The 18,781-nt window shown below is 56.6% G+C and carries 20 protein-coding genes; 10 read left to right on the plus strand and 10 right to left on the minus strand.

Annotated elements, in window-relative coordinates:
- Positions 1–12 precede the first annotated feature (12 nt).
- Positions 13–966: a magnesium/cobalt transporter CorA gene (gene corA / locus ACESMB_RS05740; protein ID WP_372971096.1), complete on the minus strand. Its 954-nt coding sequence runs from the start codon at positions 964–966 to the stop codon at positions 13–15.
- A gap of 28 nt (positions 967–994) precedes the next feature.
- Positions 995–1,711 (minus strand): arsenical resistance protein ArsH, encoded by a 717-nt coding sequence (gene arsH, locus ACESMB_RS05745; protein WP_372925477.1) that lies wholly within the window; start codon positions 1,709–1,711, stop codon positions 995–997.
- Positions 1,712–1,927: 216 nt separating this feature from the next.
- Between arsH and ACESMB_RS05750 the strand changes: the two genes are divergently transcribed.
- From ACESMB_RS05750 to arsJ, 3 genes are read left to right on the plus strand one after another with little or no spacing between them, the layout of a single operon-like run.
- A complete protein-coding gene (locus tag ACESMB_RS05750) occupies positions 1,928–2,692 on the plus strand; it encodes a metalloregulator ArsR/SmtB family transcription factor (RefSeq protein WP_372925478.1) in 765 nt (254 codons plus the stop codon).
- Positions 2,693–2,737: 45 nt separating this feature from the next.
- Positions 2,738–3,742, plus strand: coding sequence for an ArsJ-associated glyceraldehyde-3-phosphate dehydrogenase (locus ACESMB_RS05755; RefSeq protein WP_372925479.1), 1,005 nt, complete (start codon positions 2,738–2,740; stop codon positions 3,740–3,742).
- Between the two features lies 1 nt (position 3,743).
- The gene (gene arsJ / locus ACESMB_RS05760; protein WP_372925480.1) at positions 3,744–4,937 is read left to right on the plus strand and encodes an organoarsenical effux MFS transporter ArsJ; all 1,194 of its coding nucleotides are present in this window, start codon (positions 3,744–3,746) and stop codon (positions 4,935–4,937) included.
- Between the two features lie 51 nt (positions 4,938–4,988).
- On the opposite strand, the gene ACESMB_RS05765 is transcribed toward arsJ, so the two are convergent.
- A complete protein-coding gene (locus ACESMB_RS05765) occupies positions 4,989–5,225 on the minus strand; it encodes a thioredoxin family protein (RefSeq protein ID WP_372925481.1) in 237 nt (78 codons plus the stop codon).
- 40 nt (positions 5,226–5,265) lie between these two features.
- On the minus strand, positions 5,266–6,282 hold the full coding sequence (locus ACESMB_RS05770) for a permease (RefSeq protein WP_372971097.1): 1,017 nt from the start codon (positions 6,280–6,282) through the stop codon (positions 5,266–5,268).
- A gap of 179 nt (positions 6,283–6,461) precedes the next feature.
- On the opposite strand from ACESMB_RS05770, the gene ACESMB_RS05775 reads away from it, so the two are divergent.
- Positions 6,462–6,995 (plus strand): sigma-70 family RNA polymerase sigma factor, encoded by a 534-nt coding sequence (locus ACESMB_RS05775; RefSeq protein WP_372971098.1) that lies wholly within the window; start codon positions 6,462–6,464, stop codon positions 6,993–6,995.
- A gap of 17 nt (positions 6,996–7,012) precedes the next feature.
- Here the strand turns inward: ACESMB_RS05775 and ACESMB_RS05780 are convergent, their stop codons facing one another.
- Positions 7,013–7,417: an acyl-CoA thioesterase gene (locus tag ACESMB_RS05780; protein WP_372925484.1), complete on the minus strand. Its 405-nt coding sequence runs from the start codon at positions 7,415–7,417 to the stop codon at positions 7,013–7,015.
- 197 nt (positions 7,418–7,614) lie between these two features.
- On the opposite strand from ACESMB_RS05780, the gene ACESMB_RS05785 reads away from it, so the two are divergent.
- The 5 genes from ACESMB_RS05785 (at position 7,615) to phoU (ending at position 13,129) form a co-directional block, all read left to right on the plus strand.
- Positions 7,615–8,664 carry a substrate-binding domain-containing protein gene (locus tag ACESMB_RS05785; protein ID WP_372925485.1) on the plus strand — a complete coding sequence of 350 codons (1,050 nt, stop codon included), beginning with the start codon at positions 7,615–7,617 and terminating at the stop codon, positions 8,662–8,664.
- Positions 8,665–8,813: 149 nt separating this feature from the next.
- Positions 8,814–10,202, plus strand: a complete 1,389-nt coding sequence (gene pstC / locus ACESMB_RS05790; protein WP_372925486.1) for a phosphate ABC transporter permease subunit PstC — start codon at positions 8,814–8,816, stop codon at positions 10,200–10,202.
- Positions 10,195–11,472, plus strand: coding sequence for a phosphate ABC transporter permease PstA (gene pstA / locus ACESMB_RS05795; RefSeq protein ID WP_372971099.1), 1,278 nt, complete (start codon positions 10,195–10,197; stop codon positions 11,470–11,472). The genes pstC and pstA overlap by 8 nt, the downstream gene beginning before the upstream one ends.
- Positions 11,473–11,482: 10 nt before the next feature.
- Entirely contained in the window at positions 11,483–12,373 is an 891-nt protein-coding gene (gene pstB, locus ACESMB_RS05800; protein WP_372925488.1) for a phosphate ABC transporter ATP-binding protein PstB, read from the plus strand.
- 33 nt (positions 12,374–12,406) lie between these two features.
- The gene (gene phoU, locus ACESMB_RS05805; RefSeq protein ID WP_372971100.1) at positions 12,407–13,129 is read left to right on the plus strand and encodes a phosphate signaling complex protein PhoU; all 723 of its coding nucleotides are present in this window, start codon (positions 12,407–12,409) and stop codon (positions 13,127–13,129) included.
- Between the two features lie 186 nt (positions 13,130–13,315).
- On the opposite strand, the gene ACESMB_RS05810 is transcribed toward phoU, so the two are convergent.
- The 5 genes from ACESMB_RS05810 to mnmH all read right to left on the minus strand — a co-directional run bounded on the left by ACESMB_RS05810 (position 13,316) and on the right by mnmH (position 17,897).
- Positions 13,316–13,681: a histidine triad nucleotide-binding protein gene (locus ACESMB_RS05810; protein ID WP_372925490.1), complete on the minus strand. Its 366-nt coding sequence runs from the start codon at positions 13,679–13,681 to the stop codon at positions 13,316–13,318.
- 39 nt (positions 13,682–13,720) lie between these two features.
- The gene (locus ACESMB_RS05815; protein ID WP_372925491.1) at positions 13,721–14,998 is read right to left on the minus strand and encodes an FAD-dependent monooxygenase; all 1,278 of its coding nucleotides are present in this window, start codon (positions 14,996–14,998) and stop codon (positions 13,721–13,723) included.
- A gap of 86 nt (positions 14,999–15,084) precedes the next feature.
- Positions 15,085–15,642, minus strand: coding sequence for an aminoacyl-tRNA deacylase (locus ACESMB_RS05820; RefSeq protein WP_372971101.1), 558 nt, complete (start codon positions 15,640–15,642; stop codon positions 15,085–15,087).
- 172 nt (positions 15,643–15,814) lie between these two features.
- Positions 15,815–16,648, minus strand: coding sequence for a mechanosensitive ion channel family protein (locus ACESMB_RS05825; RefSeq protein WP_372971102.1), 834 nt, complete (start codon positions 16,646–16,648; stop codon positions 15,815–15,817).
- 157 nt (positions 16,649–16,805) lie between these two features.
- The gene (mnmH, locus tag ACESMB_RS05830) at positions 16,806–17,897 is read right to left on the minus strand and encodes a tRNA 2-selenouridine(34) synthase MnmH (protein WP_372925494.1); all 1,092 of its coding nucleotides are present in this window, start codon (positions 17,895–17,897) and stop codon (positions 16,806–16,808) included.
- A gap of 135 nt (positions 17,898–18,032) precedes the next feature.
- Here mnmH and ACESMB_RS05835 point away from each other — a divergent pair, with 135 nt between their 5' ends.
- On the plus strand, positions 18,033–18,698 hold the full coding sequence (locus ACESMB_RS05835) for a 50S ribosomal protein L11 methyltransferase (protein ID WP_372925495.1): 666 nt from the start codon (positions 18,033–18,035) through the stop codon (positions 18,696–18,698).
- Positions 18,699–18,781: the final 83 nt, after the last annotated feature.

Raw genomic sequence — 18,781 nt, forward strand, 5'->3', positions numbered from 1 at the left:
CAAACTTCAGACTCAAAGCCAGCCCTTGCGCTTGAAGTACCAGTAAGGCGCAAACCCGGCGGATACCATCAGCACGATCGCCCCCGGATAACCCAATAGCCACTCAAGCTCCGGCATGTGCTCAAAGTTCATGCCATAGATGCTGGCGATCAGCGTCGGTGGCAGGAAAACCACCGCGGCAATCGAAAAGGTCTTGATGATCTGGTTCTGCTCAATGTTGATGAAGCCCTGGGTGGAATCCATCAGAAAGTTGATCTTGTCGAACAGGAAGGTGGTGTGGGACATCAGGGTTTCGATGTCGCGGTTGATTTCCCGGAGGGTTTCCCGTTGTTCGGCGTCCCTGCTCAGGTGACGAAGCAGAAACGAGATGTTGCGCTGGGTATCCATCAGGCACAGCCGGGTCTTGCCGTTACTGTCTTCCAGCTTGGCCAGGCGATTGATGGCCTCGTCCAGCTCCGCTTCCTCGTCTTCAAGCACCAGGTAGCTGACGTCCTCCAGCTGTCGGTGCAGGTCCTCGAGGCCGTCGGCATGGTTTTCCACTTTCTGTTCCAGCAGAGTGACCAGCATTTCGGCCACGCTTCGTGCCTCTACCTGCCCGCGGCGTGCGCGCATCCGGAGTAAGCGGAAATCCGCCAGTTCACTCTCGCGAATGGTAATCAAGCGTCTGTTCTGCAGTATAAAGGCCACGGAAACGGTGTTGTGGCGGCCATCCGCGAGGTTCAGGAAGAGAGAATGGACATGCACGCCCGCCTGGTCGACGAAGCAGCGTGCTGATGCCTCGATTTCCTCTACGTCATCGAATTCCGGGATATCGGTTTTCAGCAGATCCTGAAGTATCTGCCTTTCGGCTTCATCAGGTTCACAGGCGTCAATCCAGTCGGCTTGCTTCAGCAGGGTTGCCGGGCTTGCTGTGGAGCTGCCCATTTCCTTGATCAAACCGTCCGTAATCCTGAAAAACCTGAGCATGCACGCACTCCAAGCAGTCTGGGTGACTTCACATGGATCGTTGATTGACCCGCCTGGAAACTTCTTCGGCGTTCTCCACACGTTCGGAATAGCGGTCCGTCAGATAATCGCTGCGATCCCGTATGAGCATAGTAAATTTTGCCAGTTCCTCCATGACGTCCACGATGCGGTTGTAGTAGGGCGATGGCAGCATGCGGTTGTTGTCGTCAAACTCGGTAAATGCCTTGGGCACCGATGACTGGTTGGGGATCGTCACCATACGCATCCATCGGCCCAGTACCCGCAACTGGTTCACAGCATTGAATGACTGGGAGCCGCCACAGACCTGCATGACCGCCAGGGTCTTGCCCTGGGTGGGGCGCATACCGCCAATAGACAGGGGAATCCAGTCGACCTGGGTTTTCATGATGCCGGTCATGGCACCGTGGCGTTCCGGCGAACACCACACCATGCCTTCCGACCAGTTTGCCAGATCCCGTAATTCCTGAACCTTGGGGTGAGACGCATCCTCGGCATCGGCCAGGGGGAGGCCCTTGGGGTTAAAAATGCGGGTTTCGGCGCCCATGGCCTCCAGCAGCCTGGCCGCTTCCTCTACCGCCAGCCGACTGAAGGACCGCTCTCGCAGAGAGCCGTAAAGTAGAAGGATTCGCGGCGGATGTGAAGATGGTTTGTCAGCAAATACCCTGTCTGCTGTGGGGGTGGAAAACAGGGCACGGTCGATGTTTGGAAGGTCTGGGTAACTCATAAGACTTTTATACAACCTCGCAAGAATCGTGGTTCTGGATTGAGTTTCAAAGCATAGCTGTCCCGTTGATAAATGACCTGCCGAAAAGATGCAGTGCATATAGCCGTGGTTGGGCAAGGTCATTTTTTGATCAGTGCCGGCTTTACTTTGCCATTATACTGGTCTAGTATCTGGAAATAAATATATACAAAAAAACATATATACGGAGAAACGAATATGAAGCGCCGCGTTTTGTTCGTTTGCACTGCCAACAGCGCCCGGTCCCTGATGGCAGAAGCCCTGCTCAGGCACATGGCAGGTGATCGGTTTGAAGTGGCCAGCGCTGGCACCGAGCCGACCGAACCGCATCCCATGGCCCTGCAGGTTTTACAGGAGTCCGGCATAGACGTTGAGGGGTTGCACAGTAAAAAGCTGGAGGACCTTCGGGACGAAAACTGGGATTACGTGATCACTTTGTGCGAAAAAGCTTCCAGAGAGTGCGGCACTGTGTGTGAACCTGCCCAGCAAATTGCCTGGGATTTCCCCGACCCGGTGGCGACCGGGCGGCACGCCACCTTCGCGCTGTCACTCAAGGAGCTGAAGGACCGCATCGGCCTCTTTACTCTCGTGCACGAGAAGGAAACCGGGCTGAGGTCACCGGAGTACAACCCGGCCATCATTTTCCGTGCTCTTGGAGATGAGCTGCGGCTGGCGATTGTGATGCTGGTTCGCGACCAGAAAAAACTCTGTGTGTATGAACTGACCACAGCACTTGATTCGTCCCAGCCCAAAGTGAGCCGTCACCTGGCAAACTTGAAAGAAGTTGGGCTTCTGGAGACTGAACGTCAGGGCCAATGGAGCTTCTATTTTCTAAACCCTCAGATGCCCCGATGGCTGATGAAGGTGCTGGATGAGACTTCAGACAGTAACACGTCGCTGGTAGAACGGGAGATGGAGAGGCTGAAAGTCATGAACGACCGACCTGTCGTGCGTGAAGTTTGAAGTCAGGTTGACTGGACAGCTTGGAGACTTTTTCAGGAGTAAAGGATGAACAATATCAAGGTAGGAATAAACGGGTTTGGCCGCATTGGCCGGCTGGCCTTGCGGGCGGCATGGGATTGGCCGGAGCTGGAATTTGTTGCCATCAACGATCCCGGCGCGGATGCCCAGACGTTCGCTTACCTACTGAACTTCGATAGCGTGCACGGCCGCTGGAGCCACGAGGCTTTTGCGGATGGCGACGATATGGTGATCGGAGACAATCGGCTCCGCGTTACCCGCAACAAGTCCATTGGCGAAACGGACTGGTCCGGTTGCGACCTGGTCATCGAGGCCAGTGGAAAGATGAAGACAGTGGAGGTGCTGCAGGGCTACCTGGATCAGGGTGTAAAGCGGGTGGTTGTCACCGCGCCGGTCAAGGAGGCGGGAGCCAAGAACATCGTGGTTGGCGTAAACGACGATATTTTCGACCCGGTCAACGACCGCATCGTCACAGCTGCTTCCTGTACCACCAACTGCCTTGCGCCGGTAGTGAAGGTGATACATGAAAAACTGGGGATCAAGCACGGTTCCATCACTACCATCCACAGCCTGACCAATACCCAGACGATCATCGACGCGCCCCATAAGGACCTGCGTCGGGCCCGGGCCTGTGGCAGCTCACTAATTCCAACCACGACAGGGTCGGCCACGGCAATCATCGAGATCTTCCCGGATCTCAAAGGTCGGATTGATGGCCACGCCGTGCGCATTCCACTGATCAACGCGTCGCTGACCGATTGCGTATTTGAAGTGGAAGCGCCTACGGATCGTGAAACTGTGAACCAACTTTTGAAGGAAGCGGCGGAGGGTGAATTGAAAGACATTATGGGCTACGAAGAGCGCCCATTGGTCTCCATCGATTACAAAACCGATCCCCGCTCTTCCATCGTTGATGCCTTGTCCACCATGGTGGTCAATGGCACTCAGGTAAAGATTTACGCCTGGTACGACAACGAATGGGGCTACGCCAACCGCACCGTTGAACTGGCGCGCACGGTGGGCTCGGCCTGATATGACCCCCTCCATCCGACAATATCTGGTTATCACGGGCAACTACTGGGCGTTTACCCTGACGGATGGGGCCCTGCGAATGCTGGTGGTTTTGCACTTCCATCAGCTCGGCTACACACCCCTGGAAATTGCCCTGCTGTTCATCTTCTACGAATTTTTCGGGGTGGTGACCAACCTGGTGGGTGGCTACCTGGGCGCCCGCATGGGCCTTAATCGCACCATGAACATCGGGCTGTTTCTGCAAATTGTTGCTCTGGCCATGCTGGCAGTACCAGCGGCCATGCTCACTGTACCCTGGGTGATGGCGGCGCAGGCGTTGTCCGGCGTTGCCAAGGATCTGAACAAGATGTCCGCCAAGAGCGGCATCAAGTTGCTGGTGCCGGATGAGCAGCAGGGCACCCTGTACAAATGGGTGGCAATCCTGACTGGCTCCAAGAACACCCTCAAAGGTGTCGGGTTCTTCCTGGGTGGTGTATTGCTAATGGCTGCGGGCTTCAAAGGCGCGGTCATTACCATGGCGATTGCTCTCGCCGTGGTCTGGGTTGCGAGCCTGTTCCTTCTCAAACAGGAGTTGGGCAAGAGTAAGGCTAAGCCGCAGTTCAGTGAGATTCTGTCGAAGAGTAGTGCCATTAACGTCTTATCCGCAGCGCGGATGTTTCTGTTCGGGGCCAGGGATGTCTGGTTTGTAGTGGCTTTGCCAGTCTATCTGCACACGGTGTTCGGCTGGGATTTCTGGAAGGTGGGTGGTTTTATGGCCATCTGGGTCATCGGTTACGGTTTCATCCAGACCATTGCTCCCAGGATCACTGGCAGCATGCAAGGCAAATTGCCTGCGGTGCTCTGGGCCGCGGCCCTGGCACTGGTTCCTGCCGCCATTGCGATCGGCCTGATGGCGGGCTGGTCGCCACTGTTTGTGGTAATTGGGGGGTTACTGGTGTTTGGTGTGATGTTTGCTATCAACTCCTCACTACACAGTTACCTGATCATCAGCTATGCGCGCGGCGACGGTGTGTCACTGGACGTGGGTTTCTACTACATGTCCAACGCCGCTGGGCGGCTTCTTGGCACCATCCTGTCTGGATGGGTTTATCAGGTATATGGCCTGGAAGCCTGCCTGTGGATTTCATCAGGGCTGGTAGCGATGGCAGCTTTGCTTTCACTGATGTTGCCAGAGAGGCGACCAGCAGTGGCCTGAGCAAGCGGCACCTGACTCACCAAGGGTGGGCGCTTTTCAAATAATTGGCGATTAAGGATTGATCCAGCCGGCTATCGTGTCGCGATCCGGGATGGAGCCACTGTGAACCACTTTGCCATCCAGCGCTACGGCCGGTGTGGACATCACCTGGTATTCCATGATTTTTGCAGGGTCTGTTATTTTTACGACCTCAACCGGCTGTCCCAGTTCCCGGGCGACACGCTCAATGGTCTCGGCAGTGTTAATGCATTTCTTGCAACCGGTACCCAGTACTTCGAAATGTTTCATAGGATTCTCCTGTGGAATGTTTGATTCAATGTCAGGGATATCACAACCCCGAAAACAGCCAAGGACTGATGGCGTTGATCACCCAGCCGACCACCATGAAATTGGCCAGCAGGATGACAAAGATCATGGCCAGCAGGCGGAACGTCATGACCTGCTTGAGCATGATGAATTCCGGAAAACTCGCTGCCACGGTACTCATACAGAAGGCCAGGGTGGTGCCCACGGGCAGTCCCTTGGCAATCAGGCTTTCCATCACCGGAATCACGCCGGTGGCGTTGGAGTAGAGGGGCAGGCCGGCAAACACGGCGGCCGGCACGCTCCACCACTGGCCAGAGCCGAGGTTGTCGGCAAACCAGCCGTCCGGCACAAAACCGTGCAGGGCGGCACCGAGACCAACGCCGATGAGTACCCACTTCCAGATTCGGCCGACGATTTCTTTCAGTTCATCTCTGGCGAATTGATGCCGTTCCGCCATGGTCATCTTCGGTGTCTCGGGCACCTCAATGTCTTTCCCGGGATCTTGCGCTTCCACAGCGGCCTTCTGATAGGCTTTGGCGGCAAAATCCTTCAACCAGCGTTCACCCTTCATTGCATCCAGAATCATGCCGCCGACGATGCCTACCGCCATGCCAATTACAATATAGGCGAGGGTGAACTTCCATCCCAGCAGGCTCCAGAGCATGATCACCGCCACCTCGTTGATAATGGGTGAGGTTAACAGGAACGCCATGGTGATACCCAGCGGTATGCCGGCGCTGGTAAAGCCCAGGAACAGCGGAATGCTGGAACAGGAACAAAAGGGAGTGATGGCGCCAAAACCGGAGCCGAAGAAATAGCCCACCAGGCGGTGTTTCTGCTGGATATAGGCCCGAACCCTTTCCAGGTTCATCGAGGCCCGCGCCAGTGCGATCACGTAGATCATTACCACCAGCAGGAACAGGATCTTGGTGGTGTCCTCAATAAAAAAGTGAATGGACGTGCCCACTCTGGTGTCCGGATTGAGACCCAGCAGTCCGTAGGCCAGCCAGTTGGCGAGGTAGGTGAAGAGTTCCAGCATGTTTCGAGAGCAACCCTTTTGATCGGTTAATGGAACAGGTTGAAAAGAAGACGAGCGAACTCAGGAAAGGATACTTTTTCCGCCGAAACCGAAAGGCAGTGGGTGCAGTGAGGCCGGGGCTCGTGACAGGGACAATGTATGGAGTATTATGACAACAGAATTTACGCAGAGGCTGGGATATGACCTTTGATTGCGTACTGAAGGCCTGGCACGACCATCAGGCAGAGCTCCGCGGTTTTCTGATCGGGCAGATCAAGGAACCGGCGATGGCCGATGATGTTCTGCAGGACGTCTTCTTCAAGGCCATGCGCGAAGGGCAGGATTTCTGTCAGTTAGAGAATCCCCGGGCCTGGCTGTTCCGGGTCGCCCGCAATGCGTTGACTGACAGCCGCCGCGTTAGCAGAAAATGGGTGCCGGTGCCGGAGTCCCTGCCAACTGAACACCCGCCTGAGCGAGCACCGGTGGATGAACTCGATGCCTGCATCAGCCGGACTCTGCCTGACCTGGCGGACAGGGATCGCGACATACTCCAGGCTTGCGACCTGGGAAACATGTCCCAGATCGCCTATGCCCGGGCACACGGCCTCTCTCTGCCCGCCGCCAAGGCAAGGATCCAGCGAGCAAGAGAACGCCTTCGGGAGGCTTTGGCACGGCGTTGCAATGTGACCCTGGACGACTCGGGCAACGTCTGTTGCCACGCCGCTACCAGGTAAGCCACCGGTGCCGCGTTTCAGCTTTCCTGCGCCGGCACTTCGCGAATCCGGCCATGTTCGTCAATGGCAACGTAAACAAAGAGCCCCTCTGTAACCTTGCGTGGTGCTTGTGCTGTTCGGTCCAGAGTCCACACCTCAATGTTGATTTTCATTGAGCTGCGGCCCACCTCGACCAGTTCGCCATAGCAGCCGACTTGGGATCCGACCCGCAACGGAGAAAGAAATTCCATCCTGTCCATGGCAACGGTAGCGTTGCGGCCCTGGGAAATCCGGCCGGCCATGGTGGCAGCGGCCATATCCATCTGCTTGACCAGCCAGCCGGCGAATACATCGCCATTGGGGTTGGTATCGGAGGGCAGGGGGATCACCTGAATGATCAGTTCGCCGTGGGGAGTGGGTTTGTCGTCATCAAGCGCCGTCATGGATGTAACCCTTATAAAGTCCGGAATTGTTTTAGTCCCCGCATGTTAGCGGCCTTGGCGCGGTCTGCAAGAAAAATTGAACTTCCTGTTCTATATTTCAGTGTTTGTAACAAAGTTGTCACAGAAGGCCTTTAATGTTCACACATCGGTGAAGCAAACCCGACATATAAAGTCAAAGTGACGAATGGAGATTCAACGTGATCAAACTAAAAACAGCCCTTACAACCGTTGCACTGGCAGGTAGCATTGCAGCCGTGTCTACCCCCGCCATGGCTCGTGACACCATCAATATCGTCGGTTCTTCGACTGTTTACCCGTTCGCAACCGTGGTTGCCGAGCGTTTTGGTCGTAACACCGACTTCCCGACCCCGAAGCTTGAGTCTACCGGCTCTGGCGGCGGCCTGAAGTTGTTCTGTGAAGGTATTGGCACCCAGCACCCGGACATCACCAATGCTTCCCGTCGTATGAAGCCTGGCGAGTTTGAAAACTGTCAGTCCAACGGCGTCGAGGAAATCACCGAAGTGCGCATCGGTGCTGACGGCATCGTTATCGCGAACTCCAAGGACGCTGACAAAGCTGATTTTTCTCTTGAGCAGATTTTCCTGGCGCTGGCCAAGGAAGTCCCCGATCCGGACGGCGGAGACAAGCTGGTTGCCAACCCTTACGAGAAGTGGAGCGATATCGATTCCAGCCTCCCGAACAAGGAAATCAGCGTAATGGGTCCGCCCCCGACTTCAGGCACCCGCGACGCGTTTGTTGAAATCGCCATGCAGGGCGGCTGCAAGCAGTACGATTTCATCAAGAACATGGACAAGAGCGATATGAAGTCCGTGTGTCACGCCATGCGTGAAGATGGTCCCTTCATTGAAGCCGGCGAGAACGACAACCTGATTGTTCAGCGTCTGGCCCAGGATTCAGACACCTATGGTATCTTCGGCTACAGCTTCCTGATGGAAAACACCGGCCAGATCCAGGGTGCCAGCGTTAATGGTGTTGATCCGACTCCGGAAGCTATTTCCAGCGAAGACTATCCGGTTGCCCGTTCACTGTGGTTCTACATCAAGAAGGCACACGTGGGTGTTGTTCCGGGTATTGAGGAATACGTAGCCGAGTTCACCAGCGAAAGTACCTGGGGCGACAACGGTTACCTGGTTGATGTGGGGCTGATCCCTCTCCCGCGTGAACAGCGCATGGCAGCAGCCGAGCGTGTAAAGGACCTGGAGCCGATGACTGGTGAAGAGCTGTAAGGCTTACTCACGGAACGTCAGGGATGACGAAAGAGGAGCGCGGACCATCAGGTCCGCGCTTCTTTGTTACATTTGTATGAATATTTTTGTTCGGCTGGCTGGCAAAATAGACGCCCAGATTTTTTAAAGCCATTAATACAGAGACTGTTATGCAAACGGCTAACCTTTTGCCCCTGGTTCTGGTTCTTGCATTGGTTGCCTACGGCCTCGCCTATATGCGATCCCGTGCGGTAGCGGCGCCTCTCGGAGGCATCCGGAACCTCAAGGCTCTTCCTTTCTACTACGCGGCTCGTGCAGCATTGTGGTGCGCTATTCCCGCGTTGATTGTGCTGGCGTTATGGGCCGGTTTCGAAGATCAGGTGATTCAGGGTATTGTCATTGCGACCCTGCCGCCGGAAACCTGGCCACAATCCCCCGGTCAGGCCAGTCTGATACTCTCCCAGATCAGCAACGTCGCCGAAGGCAAACTCAATCCTGAATTCGTGCCAGAACATATTGTCGGTGCCGCCTCGGTGCTTGAAGCCATGGATAGCCAGAGCGGGAATTTCAAGGCTGCTCTGGTTCTGCTTGTTGCTGTATCCGGTGCTGCGTTTGCGTGGACCCGAGTCTCGCCCCATATCAACGCCAGAATAAACGTAGAAACCACCCTTCGCCGCATCTTCTTTGTGTGTGCGGCACTGGCGGTACTGACTACTGCAGGCATTGTGTTTTCAGTGATATTTGAAACGGTGCGGTTCTTTAACCGGGTGCCAATATCGGAATTTCTGTTCAGCACCAGCTGGAGTCCCCAGACTGCCCTGCGTGCGGATCAGGTTGGTTCTGAAGGTGCCTTTGGTGTTATCCCGCTATTCACCGGCACGCTGCTGATTTCTGCCATTGCGCTGTTGGTAGCGGTGCCCATTGGTCTCCTGTCTGCTATCTATCTGTCCGAATACGCCAGCAAGCGGGTGCGTTCAACGGCCAAGCCGGTCCTGGAGATGCTGGCGGGCATCCCCACCGTGGTTTATGGCTTTTTCGCTGCGTTGACAGTGGCTCCGTTCATTCGTGATGTTGCTGAAGCGGTGGGCCTCGAAGCCTCGTCCCAAAGTGCGCTGGCCGCTGGCCTGGTTATGGGCATCATGATTGTGCCGTTCGTGTCGTCGCTGTCAGACGATGTGATCAATGCGGTACCCCAGACCATGAGAGACGGTTCCCTGGCTCTCGGTGCCACGCAGTCCGAAACCATGAAGAAGGTCATTTTTCCGGCAGCCCTGCCAGGTATTATTGGCGGCATTCTATTGGCTGCATCCCGTGCCATTGGCGAAACCATGATCGTGGTGATGGCGGCCGGGCTGGCAGCCAACCTGACGGCCAATCCGCTGGAGTCGGTCACAACCGTGACCGTTCAGATAGCAACATTGCTGGTGGGTGACCAGGAGTTCGACAGTGCCAAGACCCTGTCTGCCTTTGCCCTGGGTATGTTGCTGTTCATTGTTACGCTGCTGCTCAACGTGGTGGCCCTCAAGATCGTACGGAAGTATAGGGAACAGTATGAGTAATCAGAGCTCTCAGGCGGAGATTGTCCGCAACTCCCTGAAACGCCGCTATCGGAAGGAGCGCCGGTTCCGGCTCTATGGAATGCTGGCGATATTCCTGGCCCTTGGCTCCCTGTTTGTTCTCTTTGCTGACATTATCAACAAAGGGCACTCAGGGTTCGTCAAGACCACGGTCACTCTGGAAGTGAATCTGGATTCCGAGACGATGTACCTGGACGACCCGACCGATGAGGAGCAGCGATCCATGGCTGACTTTGTCGCGCCAGTGGTTGCTGCCATGCAGGATTATTTTCCGGACGTTGAAAGTGAATCCGAGATAAAGCAACTGGGCCGTCTGCTTGGTAACTACGCGGCCAGCGAGATTCGTGATCTGCTGAAAAACAATCCGGATTTGCTGGACACCACGCAAACCATCGAGTTTCTGGCGCATGATCGGGTCTCAACGTACGTAAAACACGCTGACAATCCCCGCTACAGTATCAAGCTGTCTGAGCAACAACAGGGCTGGGTGGACGAGCTGGTGGAAAAGGGCGTTATCGGTACCGGCTTTAACGACGTATTGTTCAGTCGTGGCGACTCCCGGGAGCCGGCCAACGCAGGTATTCTGGGGGCAATTGTCGGATCCTTGCTGACCATGCTGGTCACGCTGGCAATTGCGTTCCCCGTCGGTATCGCTGCAGCGGTCTACCTGGAGGAATTTGCACCCAAGAACAAGTTTACCGATTTCATCGAGGTCAACATCAACAACCTGGCGGCGGTGCCATCCATCATCTTTGGTCTGCTTGGCCTTGCTGTTTTCATCGGTCTCTTTGGCATGCCCCGCTCGGTGCCGGTGGTGGGCGGTATGGTGCTGGCTTTAATGACCCTGCCGACCATCATTATTTCCAGCCGCGCGGCCATCAAGAGCGTGCCGCCCTCCATACGTGAGGCGGCTGAGGGAGTCGGGGCTTCAAAGATGCAGGTGGTTATGCATCACGTGGTTCCGCTTGCAATGCCAGGCATGCTGACCGGCTCCATCATCGGCATGGCACAGGCCCTCGGTGAAACCGCGCCACTGCTGCTGATTGGTATGGTGGCGTTTATAGTGGATGTACCGGAGGGTTTTGTCGATTCAGCCACTGTGCTGCCGGTACAGATTTATCTTTGGGCAAGCGCCTCCGAACAGGGGTTTGTAGAGCTGGCGTCCGCCGGCATCATGGTGCTGCTCACTTTCATGATCAGTATGAATGCACTGGCCATTTGGCTCCGTAAGCGTCTTGAGCGCCGGTGGTAAGGAGAACGATATGAACACGATGAATCCAAGTATTTCCGGTGAAGCTAAGGTTGAAAACCAGAGCAAGCCCATTCCTGTGCCCGAAGACAAGCCAGAGGATACGGTGATTGAGGAGGGCAAGACGGTTGGGAAACCATTTGCCCAGGATCCCAAGTTCAAGCTGCGCAACGTGAGTGTTTCCTATGCCAACGATCGCGCAATCAAAGATATCAGCCTGGACATTGGCAAGAACGAAGTTATTTCGTTTATCGGTCCCTCCGGCTGCGGCAAGTCAACGTTCCTGCGGTGCCTGAATCGCATGAATGACAGCATCGATATCTGTCGCGTTACAGGGCAGCTCATGCTTGACGATGAAGATATCTACAGCCCAAAGCGGGATGTGGTTGAGTTGCGGGCCCGTGTCGGCATGGTATTCCAGAAGCCGAACCCCTTTCCAAAATCGATCTATGACAACGTAGCCTATGGCCCCCGGATTCACGGCCTGGCAAATCGCAAATCCGACCTTGATGGCATTGTAGAAAACAGTTTGCGCAAGGCCGGCCTGTGGGATGAAGCGAAGGACCGTCTGGATGCTGTTGCGACTGGCATGTCTGGCGGCCAGCAGCAGCGTCTGTGTATTGCCCGCGCCATCGCTGTCAGTCCCGAAGTGATCCTGATGGACGAACCCTGTTCTGCATTGGACCCGATTGCAACTGCAAGGGTCGAGGAACTGATCTCTGAAATGTCCGAGAGCTATACTATTGTAATCGTGACTCACTCGATGCAGCAGGCAGCTCGTGTGTCCAATCGCACAGCGTATTTCCATCTGGGCCATCTGGTTGAAGTGAACGAAACCAACACTGTGTTCACTTCACCGGAGCATGAGCTCACCGAATCCTATATTACCGGGCGCTTTGGATGAGGCCGGTATGGCCGAACACTGGAGAACATAGTTATGTCTGATCAAAAGGACGAAGTTTACGGCGATCACATATCGCACAAGTTCAATGACGAACTGATGGCCCTGAAGAGCGAATTCCTGGAAATGGGCGGCATGGTGGAGTCCCAGGTAGACCGTGCCATCACCGCGCTGGTGGAGAACGACGGCCACCTGGCGGACGAGGTTCGCGCCACGGACAAGAAAGTCGATCAGAAAGAAGTTGAAATCGACGAGGAAGCCACGCTGATCATTGCCCGCCGCCAGCCCACGGCGCGGGACCTGCGCCTGGTGATTTCGGTGATCAAGATGGTGGCAGACCTGGAGCGTGTTGGCGACGAGGCCAAGAAAATCGCCAAGTTTGCCATCAAACTTTCAGAGGAAGGCCAGGCCCCCCGAGGCTACGTGGAAGTGCGCCACATTGGTAACCATGTACTGAGCATGCTGCATGATGCCCTGGACGCCGTCGCCCGCCTGGATTCCGAGCAGGCGCTGCGGATCATGAAGGAAGACAAGCGGGTGGATGAGGAATACCAGGCCGCCACGCGGACGTTGCTGACGTTCATGATGGAAGATACCCGCAACATTTCCCGCTGCATGTCGGTGATGTGGATTCTCCGTGCCCTGGAGCGGGTGGGGGATCACGCCTGTAACATCGCCGAGAACGTGATCTTCATGGTTAAAGGCGAGGATGTTCGGCATACGCCTGTGGAAGAAGCCGAGAAGGTGGTTGGGCGTTGACTTTCGTATTGCCTCACTAGCCTGTTGGCCCGGGACTTTTCGCCGGGCCGGGGGTACTGTTCAGGACACGCCCGTGAATACGTCCCTGTAGGGCTCGGTCGCGCCATCCTTGGCGCTCCACGGTCCTGAACAGTGCCCCCGGCCCCGCTCGGCTAATCTCCCAGATAACGCCTGGGTTCAAGAGACTCAGGCCTGCTTCATTCTATCGGTATAGGGCGGCCACCCGAGAGGCTTGCCGGCCAGAAGGTGCAGGTGGATGTGGAAGACCGTCTGCCCTGAATTTTCTCCGCAGTTCATAACTGTTCGATAGCCATTGTCTGCAAAGCCCATCTCCTTCGCCAGTTTGGCGGCAACCCAGTACAGATGGCCTACCAGCTCGCGGTCGTCTTCCTGGATATCGTTGATCGTCGCGATTTCCTTCTTGGGGATGATCAGCAGATGTACGGGGGCCTGCGGGTTGATGTCCTTGAAAGCCATGCTGATGTCGTCTTCGTAAACGATGTCCGCCGGAATCTCGCGGTTGATGATCTTGGTGAAAATGGTTTCCGCCATGATGGTTCCCTGTTGGTGAATGAATGTCAGAACGACGGTTTACAGTTGCTTCAGCCCCGGAAGCCGCTCTGCCAGGCGGCGGATGACCGGGGGCAGGTTGTCGTCGATACCCATAGCGTATTTGGCAACCCGGTTTCTGGCAAATGGCATCGCCTTCGCCGCGCCCAGGCCAAGGTTTCTGAGCAGGTGCAGTGGCGGCGTGCGGTTGCTGAACAGGTGGTAGAACACATCCATGGCCAGCATCATTCGGCGGTTGGCCGGGCGGCGTTGCTGCTCGTACTGGCTCAGGCTGGCCAGGTCGATGCCGGCGCGTCTGGCTTCCCGGAGCACTGACTGCAGGCAGCGGGCGTCCTGAAAGCCCAGATTCACTCCCTGGCCTGCCAGAGGGTTGATGGTATGGGCAGCGTCGCCTACCAGCACCACACGGTGGTTCACGTAGGTTTTGGCGTGCTGGCGGGCAATCGGGAAGCTGGCTCTGGCGTCAATATGGGTCAATAGCGGCAGTTCCGGCGGGAAGGCGTTCTGTAGTTCCGCCATCAACGCGCTGTTTTCCAGGGACTTGAGTCGTGCCAGCTCTTCTGGCGAGTCATACCACACCAGCGAGGCCCAGCTTTCGCCATTGCCGGCGGCATGCAGTGGCAGGAAGGCACGGGGGCCGCTGGGGTAGAAGCCCTGCCAGGTGATGTCCTGAACCGGGCCCTGGTAGCGTGCCGAAACAACCATGGCCTGTTGCTGGTACTGCTCGCGGGTGACACCGATGCCGGCCAGGCTGCGTATGCCCGAGCTGGCGCCATCGGCGCCCACTATCAGTTCGCCTGTAAGCTCCGTGTTGTCGTCCAGTGTTACAACCGCGGCATCACCATTGTTTCTCAGGGCGGTGACCGCATGGCCGGAAAACAGGGTAACGGATGGCTGTGCCGCCGCGCTGTTCCAGAGTGCCTGTTGGGTAACCCGGTTCTCTACAATGTGGCCCAGGTGTCTGGCAGACAGGCTGCGGGCGTCAAAAACCACCTCGGCGATCTTGCGGGGCAATACGCGGCTTAGCGGGTGGTCTGCCTCATCCCATACCGCCAGGCGGGTATAGGGCGTGGCTCGCATGGCAAGGATGTCCGGCCAGGCGCCGAGTTCGGTGAGGTAACGCTCGCTGCCAGCGCTGAGGGCAGACACCCGGATGTCGGGTGGTTGGGAGGCATCAAAGCAAGGTGCAGCCCCCTGATCCACAAGGCCAACGCGAAAGCCGCTGCGGCCAAGGCCGGTGGCAAGGGCAGCGCCGACCATGCCGGCACCAACAATAACAACATCAAAGGCTCGGGTCATAACGGGTTCCTGTCTGATACGCCCAGTTTACGCGATGGGCGCGTTCAGACAAGCGGCCCGCATCAAGCCGGTGGCAGTTTTTGCTGTCAGTAACCCGCCAGGTTGGCCGCGTGGCTGTCGGTCATCGACTCTGCCCTGCGAGTGCGGCCTTTCAGCCAGGCGGGCTTCTGGGCTCCTGGCCTGACGAAGCCCTGTTCCAGAACCATGGGATGAACCAGGTTCAGGAAGTCCTCGGTTTTCATGTGAATGGATTCTGTATGGCTGCCGGCCGAAAAGGCCAGCTCCGGTTGCCGGGTAAGAGCCTCGGCGCAGTAGACCGACATGTCAAAGAGATTGCCAAAGGGTGGCATGGCGCCCACCTCGCATTCGGGGAAGCGGTCCTGGAATTCCTGTTCGTCTGCGAGATCAACAAAATCAGTGTCTAGGATGCTGGTAAGCCGGTCCCAGCGAATGCGCCAGGTAGCGGGCATCACCAGCATGGCCATCTTGCCGTCCAGTTCGATAATGACAGTTTTGACAACCCGGTCGCCAGCGATCTTGACGTGGTGGGCGAGTTCCTGGGCGGTGAATGCGGCGGGGTGTGACAGGCACATGTACTCCACGCCTGCGTGGTCGAGGTACTCCTTCAACTGCTGTACCGGCATAGTGACAGCCTCCTACCAGCAATGACAGCGGTACTGGAACCGGCGGGTTGTGCATTCACCGGTTCCGGTGGCCTGGCGGTGGCCTGCGTTTGCAGGCGCCACCGTCATTATTGGTCAGCTTAGTTGAGCCTGTACAGAATGCGAGTTACAGATTGTGTTGTTGAGATACCAGTCACTCGCTTTTGTGGATGTGCACATCGCGCTGCGGGAAGGGGATAGTGATACCTTCGGCATCAAACGCCTTCTTCACTTTTTCATGCATGTCCCAGTAGTACGGCCAGAGGTCATCGGTGGGTACCCAGGCCCGGAACATCAGGTCCACGGAGTTGTCGCCCAGCCCCGCCACACAGATGAGCGGCTCGGGATCTTTCAGGGAGCGTTCGTCTTGATCAAACAGGCGCTGGAGAATGGCCTTGGCCTTGTCGATGTCATCACCGTATCCAATGCCGAAGGTCATGTCGCAACGACGCTTTTCATAAATGCTGACATTCACCAGGGTTGCGTTGGACAGGCTGCCATTGGGGATAACAATGCGGCGGTTATCGAAAGTGTTCACCACAGTATAGAGAATCTGGATCTCGGCCACTGCGCCCAGGAAACCCTGAGCTTCGATGGTGTCACCTACTTTGAAGGGTTTGAAGATCAGAATCAGAACGCCGCCGGCAAAGTTCGCGAGGCTGCCCTGAAGTGCCAGACCAATGGCCAGGCCGGCGGCACCGATAACAGCTATGAACGAAGTGGTTGCGATACCGATCATGGATGCGACCGAGATCAGCAGCATGACCTTGAAAACGGCACTTATCAGACCGCACAGGAACTTGTTCAGGGTGGGATCTTTGGCGCCGAGTTTCTTGTCGAGAACGGCAACGAACCGGTTGATCAGCCAGAGACCAATAACCAGGGTGATGATTGCCAGCACGAACTTTGGAGCATAGTTCATGATCAGGGCCAGTGCCTGATCCCATAGCTCCGTTGCGTTAATGTTGGTTTCCAGAAGATCATCCATTCAGTTGCTCCTTATCGGTATTGAGTACTGGTTTTGTTTGAACTGACAGCGGGCGCCGGTGGTGAATACCAGACGGGCCTCTGTTTTGTTATAGCAGAGGTTTATGGCAAACGTGTAACCCGAGCAGCCATGTTTCGAAAACCCGCTATGCAGACGATCAGCCCCTGGCCCATTCGCGAATGGTTTCTGGCCCACCCTGCACAACAATGCGGCCTTGTTTCTGGTCCAGCTGGTAGTCGTACATGGGGTCGTAGTAGTGCTCCAGCAGTGAGCGAATCCATTCGTGATGGGCCTTCACGTCCCCTGACCGGAGCTGGATGTCCAGGGCCTCTTCCATCATTTGCCGGAGCCGGTTATGACGTTCGCCGCCCAGGCGTTTACGGATCCGGTCCAGGGCGCTGAGAAGGTAATCACGGAAATTGAGCCAGCCGGCCTCCTCGCCATCGCGGGCCGTGTAGTCCGCCGACATCTGGTCGACATAGTCCTCACGAATAATCCGGATGCGTTCCTCGATGGGTTGATCAATCACTATCAGGGGTGCTGCTGCCATCCGGTCACGAAGACTTTCCGGCAGTGCACAGCGGCCTACCAGTCTGCTTTCATCTTCCAGATAAACCGGTCCACCCACGTGGTGGTGGGCCTTGAGCATGGCAACCGATAGCCGGTTCTCGAAATCAATCTGTGACGGCTGTGGCGTAACCTGGCGCCCGAAGCTGGAGCCACGGTGGTTAGCCAGGCCTTCGAGATCCACCGGGTTGGGAAGCTGTTGCAGGACACGGGTTTTGCCAGTGCCGGTGCGGCCGCTGAGAATGACAAACCGGGAGGATTCGATCAACGATTCCAGGCTGTCGATCAGGAAGCGGCGCATGGCCTTGTAGCCGCCGGCTACCAGGGGGTAGTCAATGCCGGCCTCGCGAATCCATTGTTGGGTCAGACGTGAACGCAAGCCGCCACGGAAGCAGAACAGGTAACCCTCCGGATGCTCAGCGGCAAAGCGCCGCCAGGCCTCCAGGCGTTGGGCCTTTATGTCCCCGGAAACCAGTTGATGGCCAAGCTCGATGGCCTCGTCCTGCCCCTTTTCCTTGTAACAGATCCCCACCCTGTGGCGTTCTTCGTCGTTCATCAGCGGCGCATTGACCGCACCGGGGAAACTGCCTTTGCTGAACTCGACGGGCGCCCGCACATCCATCAACGGCACGTCGTTCAGGAACAGGGCAAGGTAGTCGATGGTATCAGGTCTGGACGGCATGAAAGGTTCTGTTTCGTGCTGGAAATGAGGGCGCAGTATAACGGACGTGACGGTTTTTTGCTCGCCTGCAGGTGCCGGTCGGCGCCGCAGTCGTTACAATGCCTTCCCCTGTCAGCTCAGCGCTCCGGAGGATTAATGGCCCCCGACATTCTTGATCAGCACCTGGCGACAACCCTGAGCCGTGGACGTGTGGCCGCCACTGTTCCGGCGGGATGCCCGGAGGTTTCCCTGTATCTGTTCGATCCCTCAGTGCTGGAAGGGCCGATCAGTCATGAGGAAGCCCAGGCCGTGGTGGCCGAGCCAGCGTACTGGTCGTTCTGCTGGGCCAGCGGTCAGGCGCTTGCCGCGTATATCCTTGCCAATCCTCACCTGGTGAGAGGGGAAACGGTACTGGATTTTGGTTCCGGCTCCGGCATTGTCGCGATTGCCGCTGCCATGGCCGGCGCGAGAGAAGCCATCGCCTGCGACATTGACTCCGCAGCGCTGGATGCTGCAGCTGCGAATGCCAGGCTCAACGGTGTCAGAGTGTCGCTGTGTGATGACTGGAGGGAGCGCCCGGATAGCGTGGGCTTGGTGACAGCGGCGGATGTCTTGTACGACCCCGAGAATCGTTCTTTACTGTCGGTTTTCAGGCAGGCTGCACCACAGGTGTTGCTGGCTGATTCACGGATGAAGAATCTCGGTGACGATCACTATGTGCAACAGCGGGTGGTCGAGGCCCGCACCTGGCCAGATCTGAAAGAGTTCGAAGAGTTCAATCGTGTGCGGATCTATCGGGCGGGCAAGACTCCGGCCCGATAAACGGACGAAAAAAAAGAAGGTAACCTCTCGGCTACCCTCTTTCGGAACAGGTGTCGCATCCCTGCGTTGTTGACAACCTCCTG

The organism is Marinobacter sp., from assembly GCF_041686475.1.
Taxonomy (GTDB): Bacteria; Pseudomonadota; Gammaproteobacteria; order Pseudomonadales; family Oleiphilaceae; genus Marinobacter.

Coding starts and splice junctions, on each gene's coding strand:
- ACESMB_RS05810 (WP_372925490.1), bottom strand. CDS start 13,681: ATGGCGGAAACCATTTTCACCAAGATCATCAACCGCGAGATTCCGGCG.
- pstC (WP_372925486.1), top strand. CDS start 8,814: ATGCAAACGGCTAACCTTTTGCCCCTGGTTCTGGTTCTTGCATTGGTT.
- ACESMB_RS05825 (WP_372971102.1), bottom strand. CDS start 16,648: ATGGATGATCTTCTGGAAACCAACATTAACGCAACGGAGCTATGGGAT.
- ACESMB_RS05755 (WP_372925479.1), top strand. CDS start 2,738: ATGAACAATATCAAGGTAGGAATAAACGGGTTTGGCCGCATTGGCCGG.
- ACESMB_RS05780 (WP_372925484.1), bottom strand. CDS start 7,417: ATGACGGCGCTTGATGACGACAAACCCACTCCCCACGGCGAACTGATC.
- ACESMB_RS05750 (WP_372925478.1), top strand. CDS start 1,928: ATGAAGCGCCGCGTTTTGTTCGTTTGCACTGCCAACAGCGCCCGGTCC.
- ACESMB_RS05765 (WP_372925481.1), bottom strand. CDS start 5,225: ATGAAACATTTCGAAGTACTGGGTACCGGTTGCAAGAAATGCATTAAC.
- ACESMB_RS05770 (WP_372971097.1), bottom strand. CDS start 6,282: ATGCTGGAACTCTTCACCTACCTCGCCAACTGGCTGGCCTACGGACTG.
- arsJ (WP_372925480.1), top strand. CDS start 3,744: ATGACCCCCTCCATCCGACAATATCTGGTTATCACGGGCAACTACTGG.
- arsH (WP_372925477.1), bottom strand. CDS start 1,711: ATGAGTTACCCAGACCTTCCAAACATCGACCGTGCCCTGTTTTCCACC.
- ACESMB_RS05775 (WP_372971098.1), top strand. CDS start 6,462: ATGACCTTTGATTGCGTACTGAAGGCCTGGCACGACCATCAGGCAGAG.
- corA (WP_372971096.1), bottom strand. CDS start 966: ATGCTCAGGTTTTTCAGGATTACGGACGGTTTGATCAAGGAAATGGGC.
- pstB (WP_372925488.1), top strand. CDS start 11,483: ATGAACACGATGAATCCAAGTATTTCCGGTGAAGCTAAGGTTGAAAAC.
- ACESMB_RS05820 (WP_372971101.1), bottom strand. CDS start 15,642: ATGCCGGTACAGCAGTTGAAGGAGTACCTCGACCACGCAGGCGTGGAG.
- pstA (WP_372971099.1), top strand. CDS start 10,195: ATGAGTAATCAGAGCTCTCAGGCGGAGATTGTCCGCAACTCCCTGAAA.
- phoU (WP_372971100.1), top strand. CDS start 12,407: ATGTCTGATCAAAAGGACGAAGTTTACGGCGATCACATATCGCACAAG.
- ACESMB_RS05835 (WP_372925495.1), top strand. CDS start 18,033: ATGGCCCCCGACATTCTTGATCAGCACCTGGCGACAACCCTGAGCCGT.
- ACESMB_RS05815 (WP_372925491.1), bottom strand. CDS start 14,998: ATGACCCGAGCCTTTGATGTTGTTATTGTTGGTGCCGGCATGGTCGGC.
- mnmH (WP_372925494.1), bottom strand. CDS start 17,897: ATGCCGTCCAGACCTGATACCATCGACTACCTTGCCCTGTTCCTGAAC.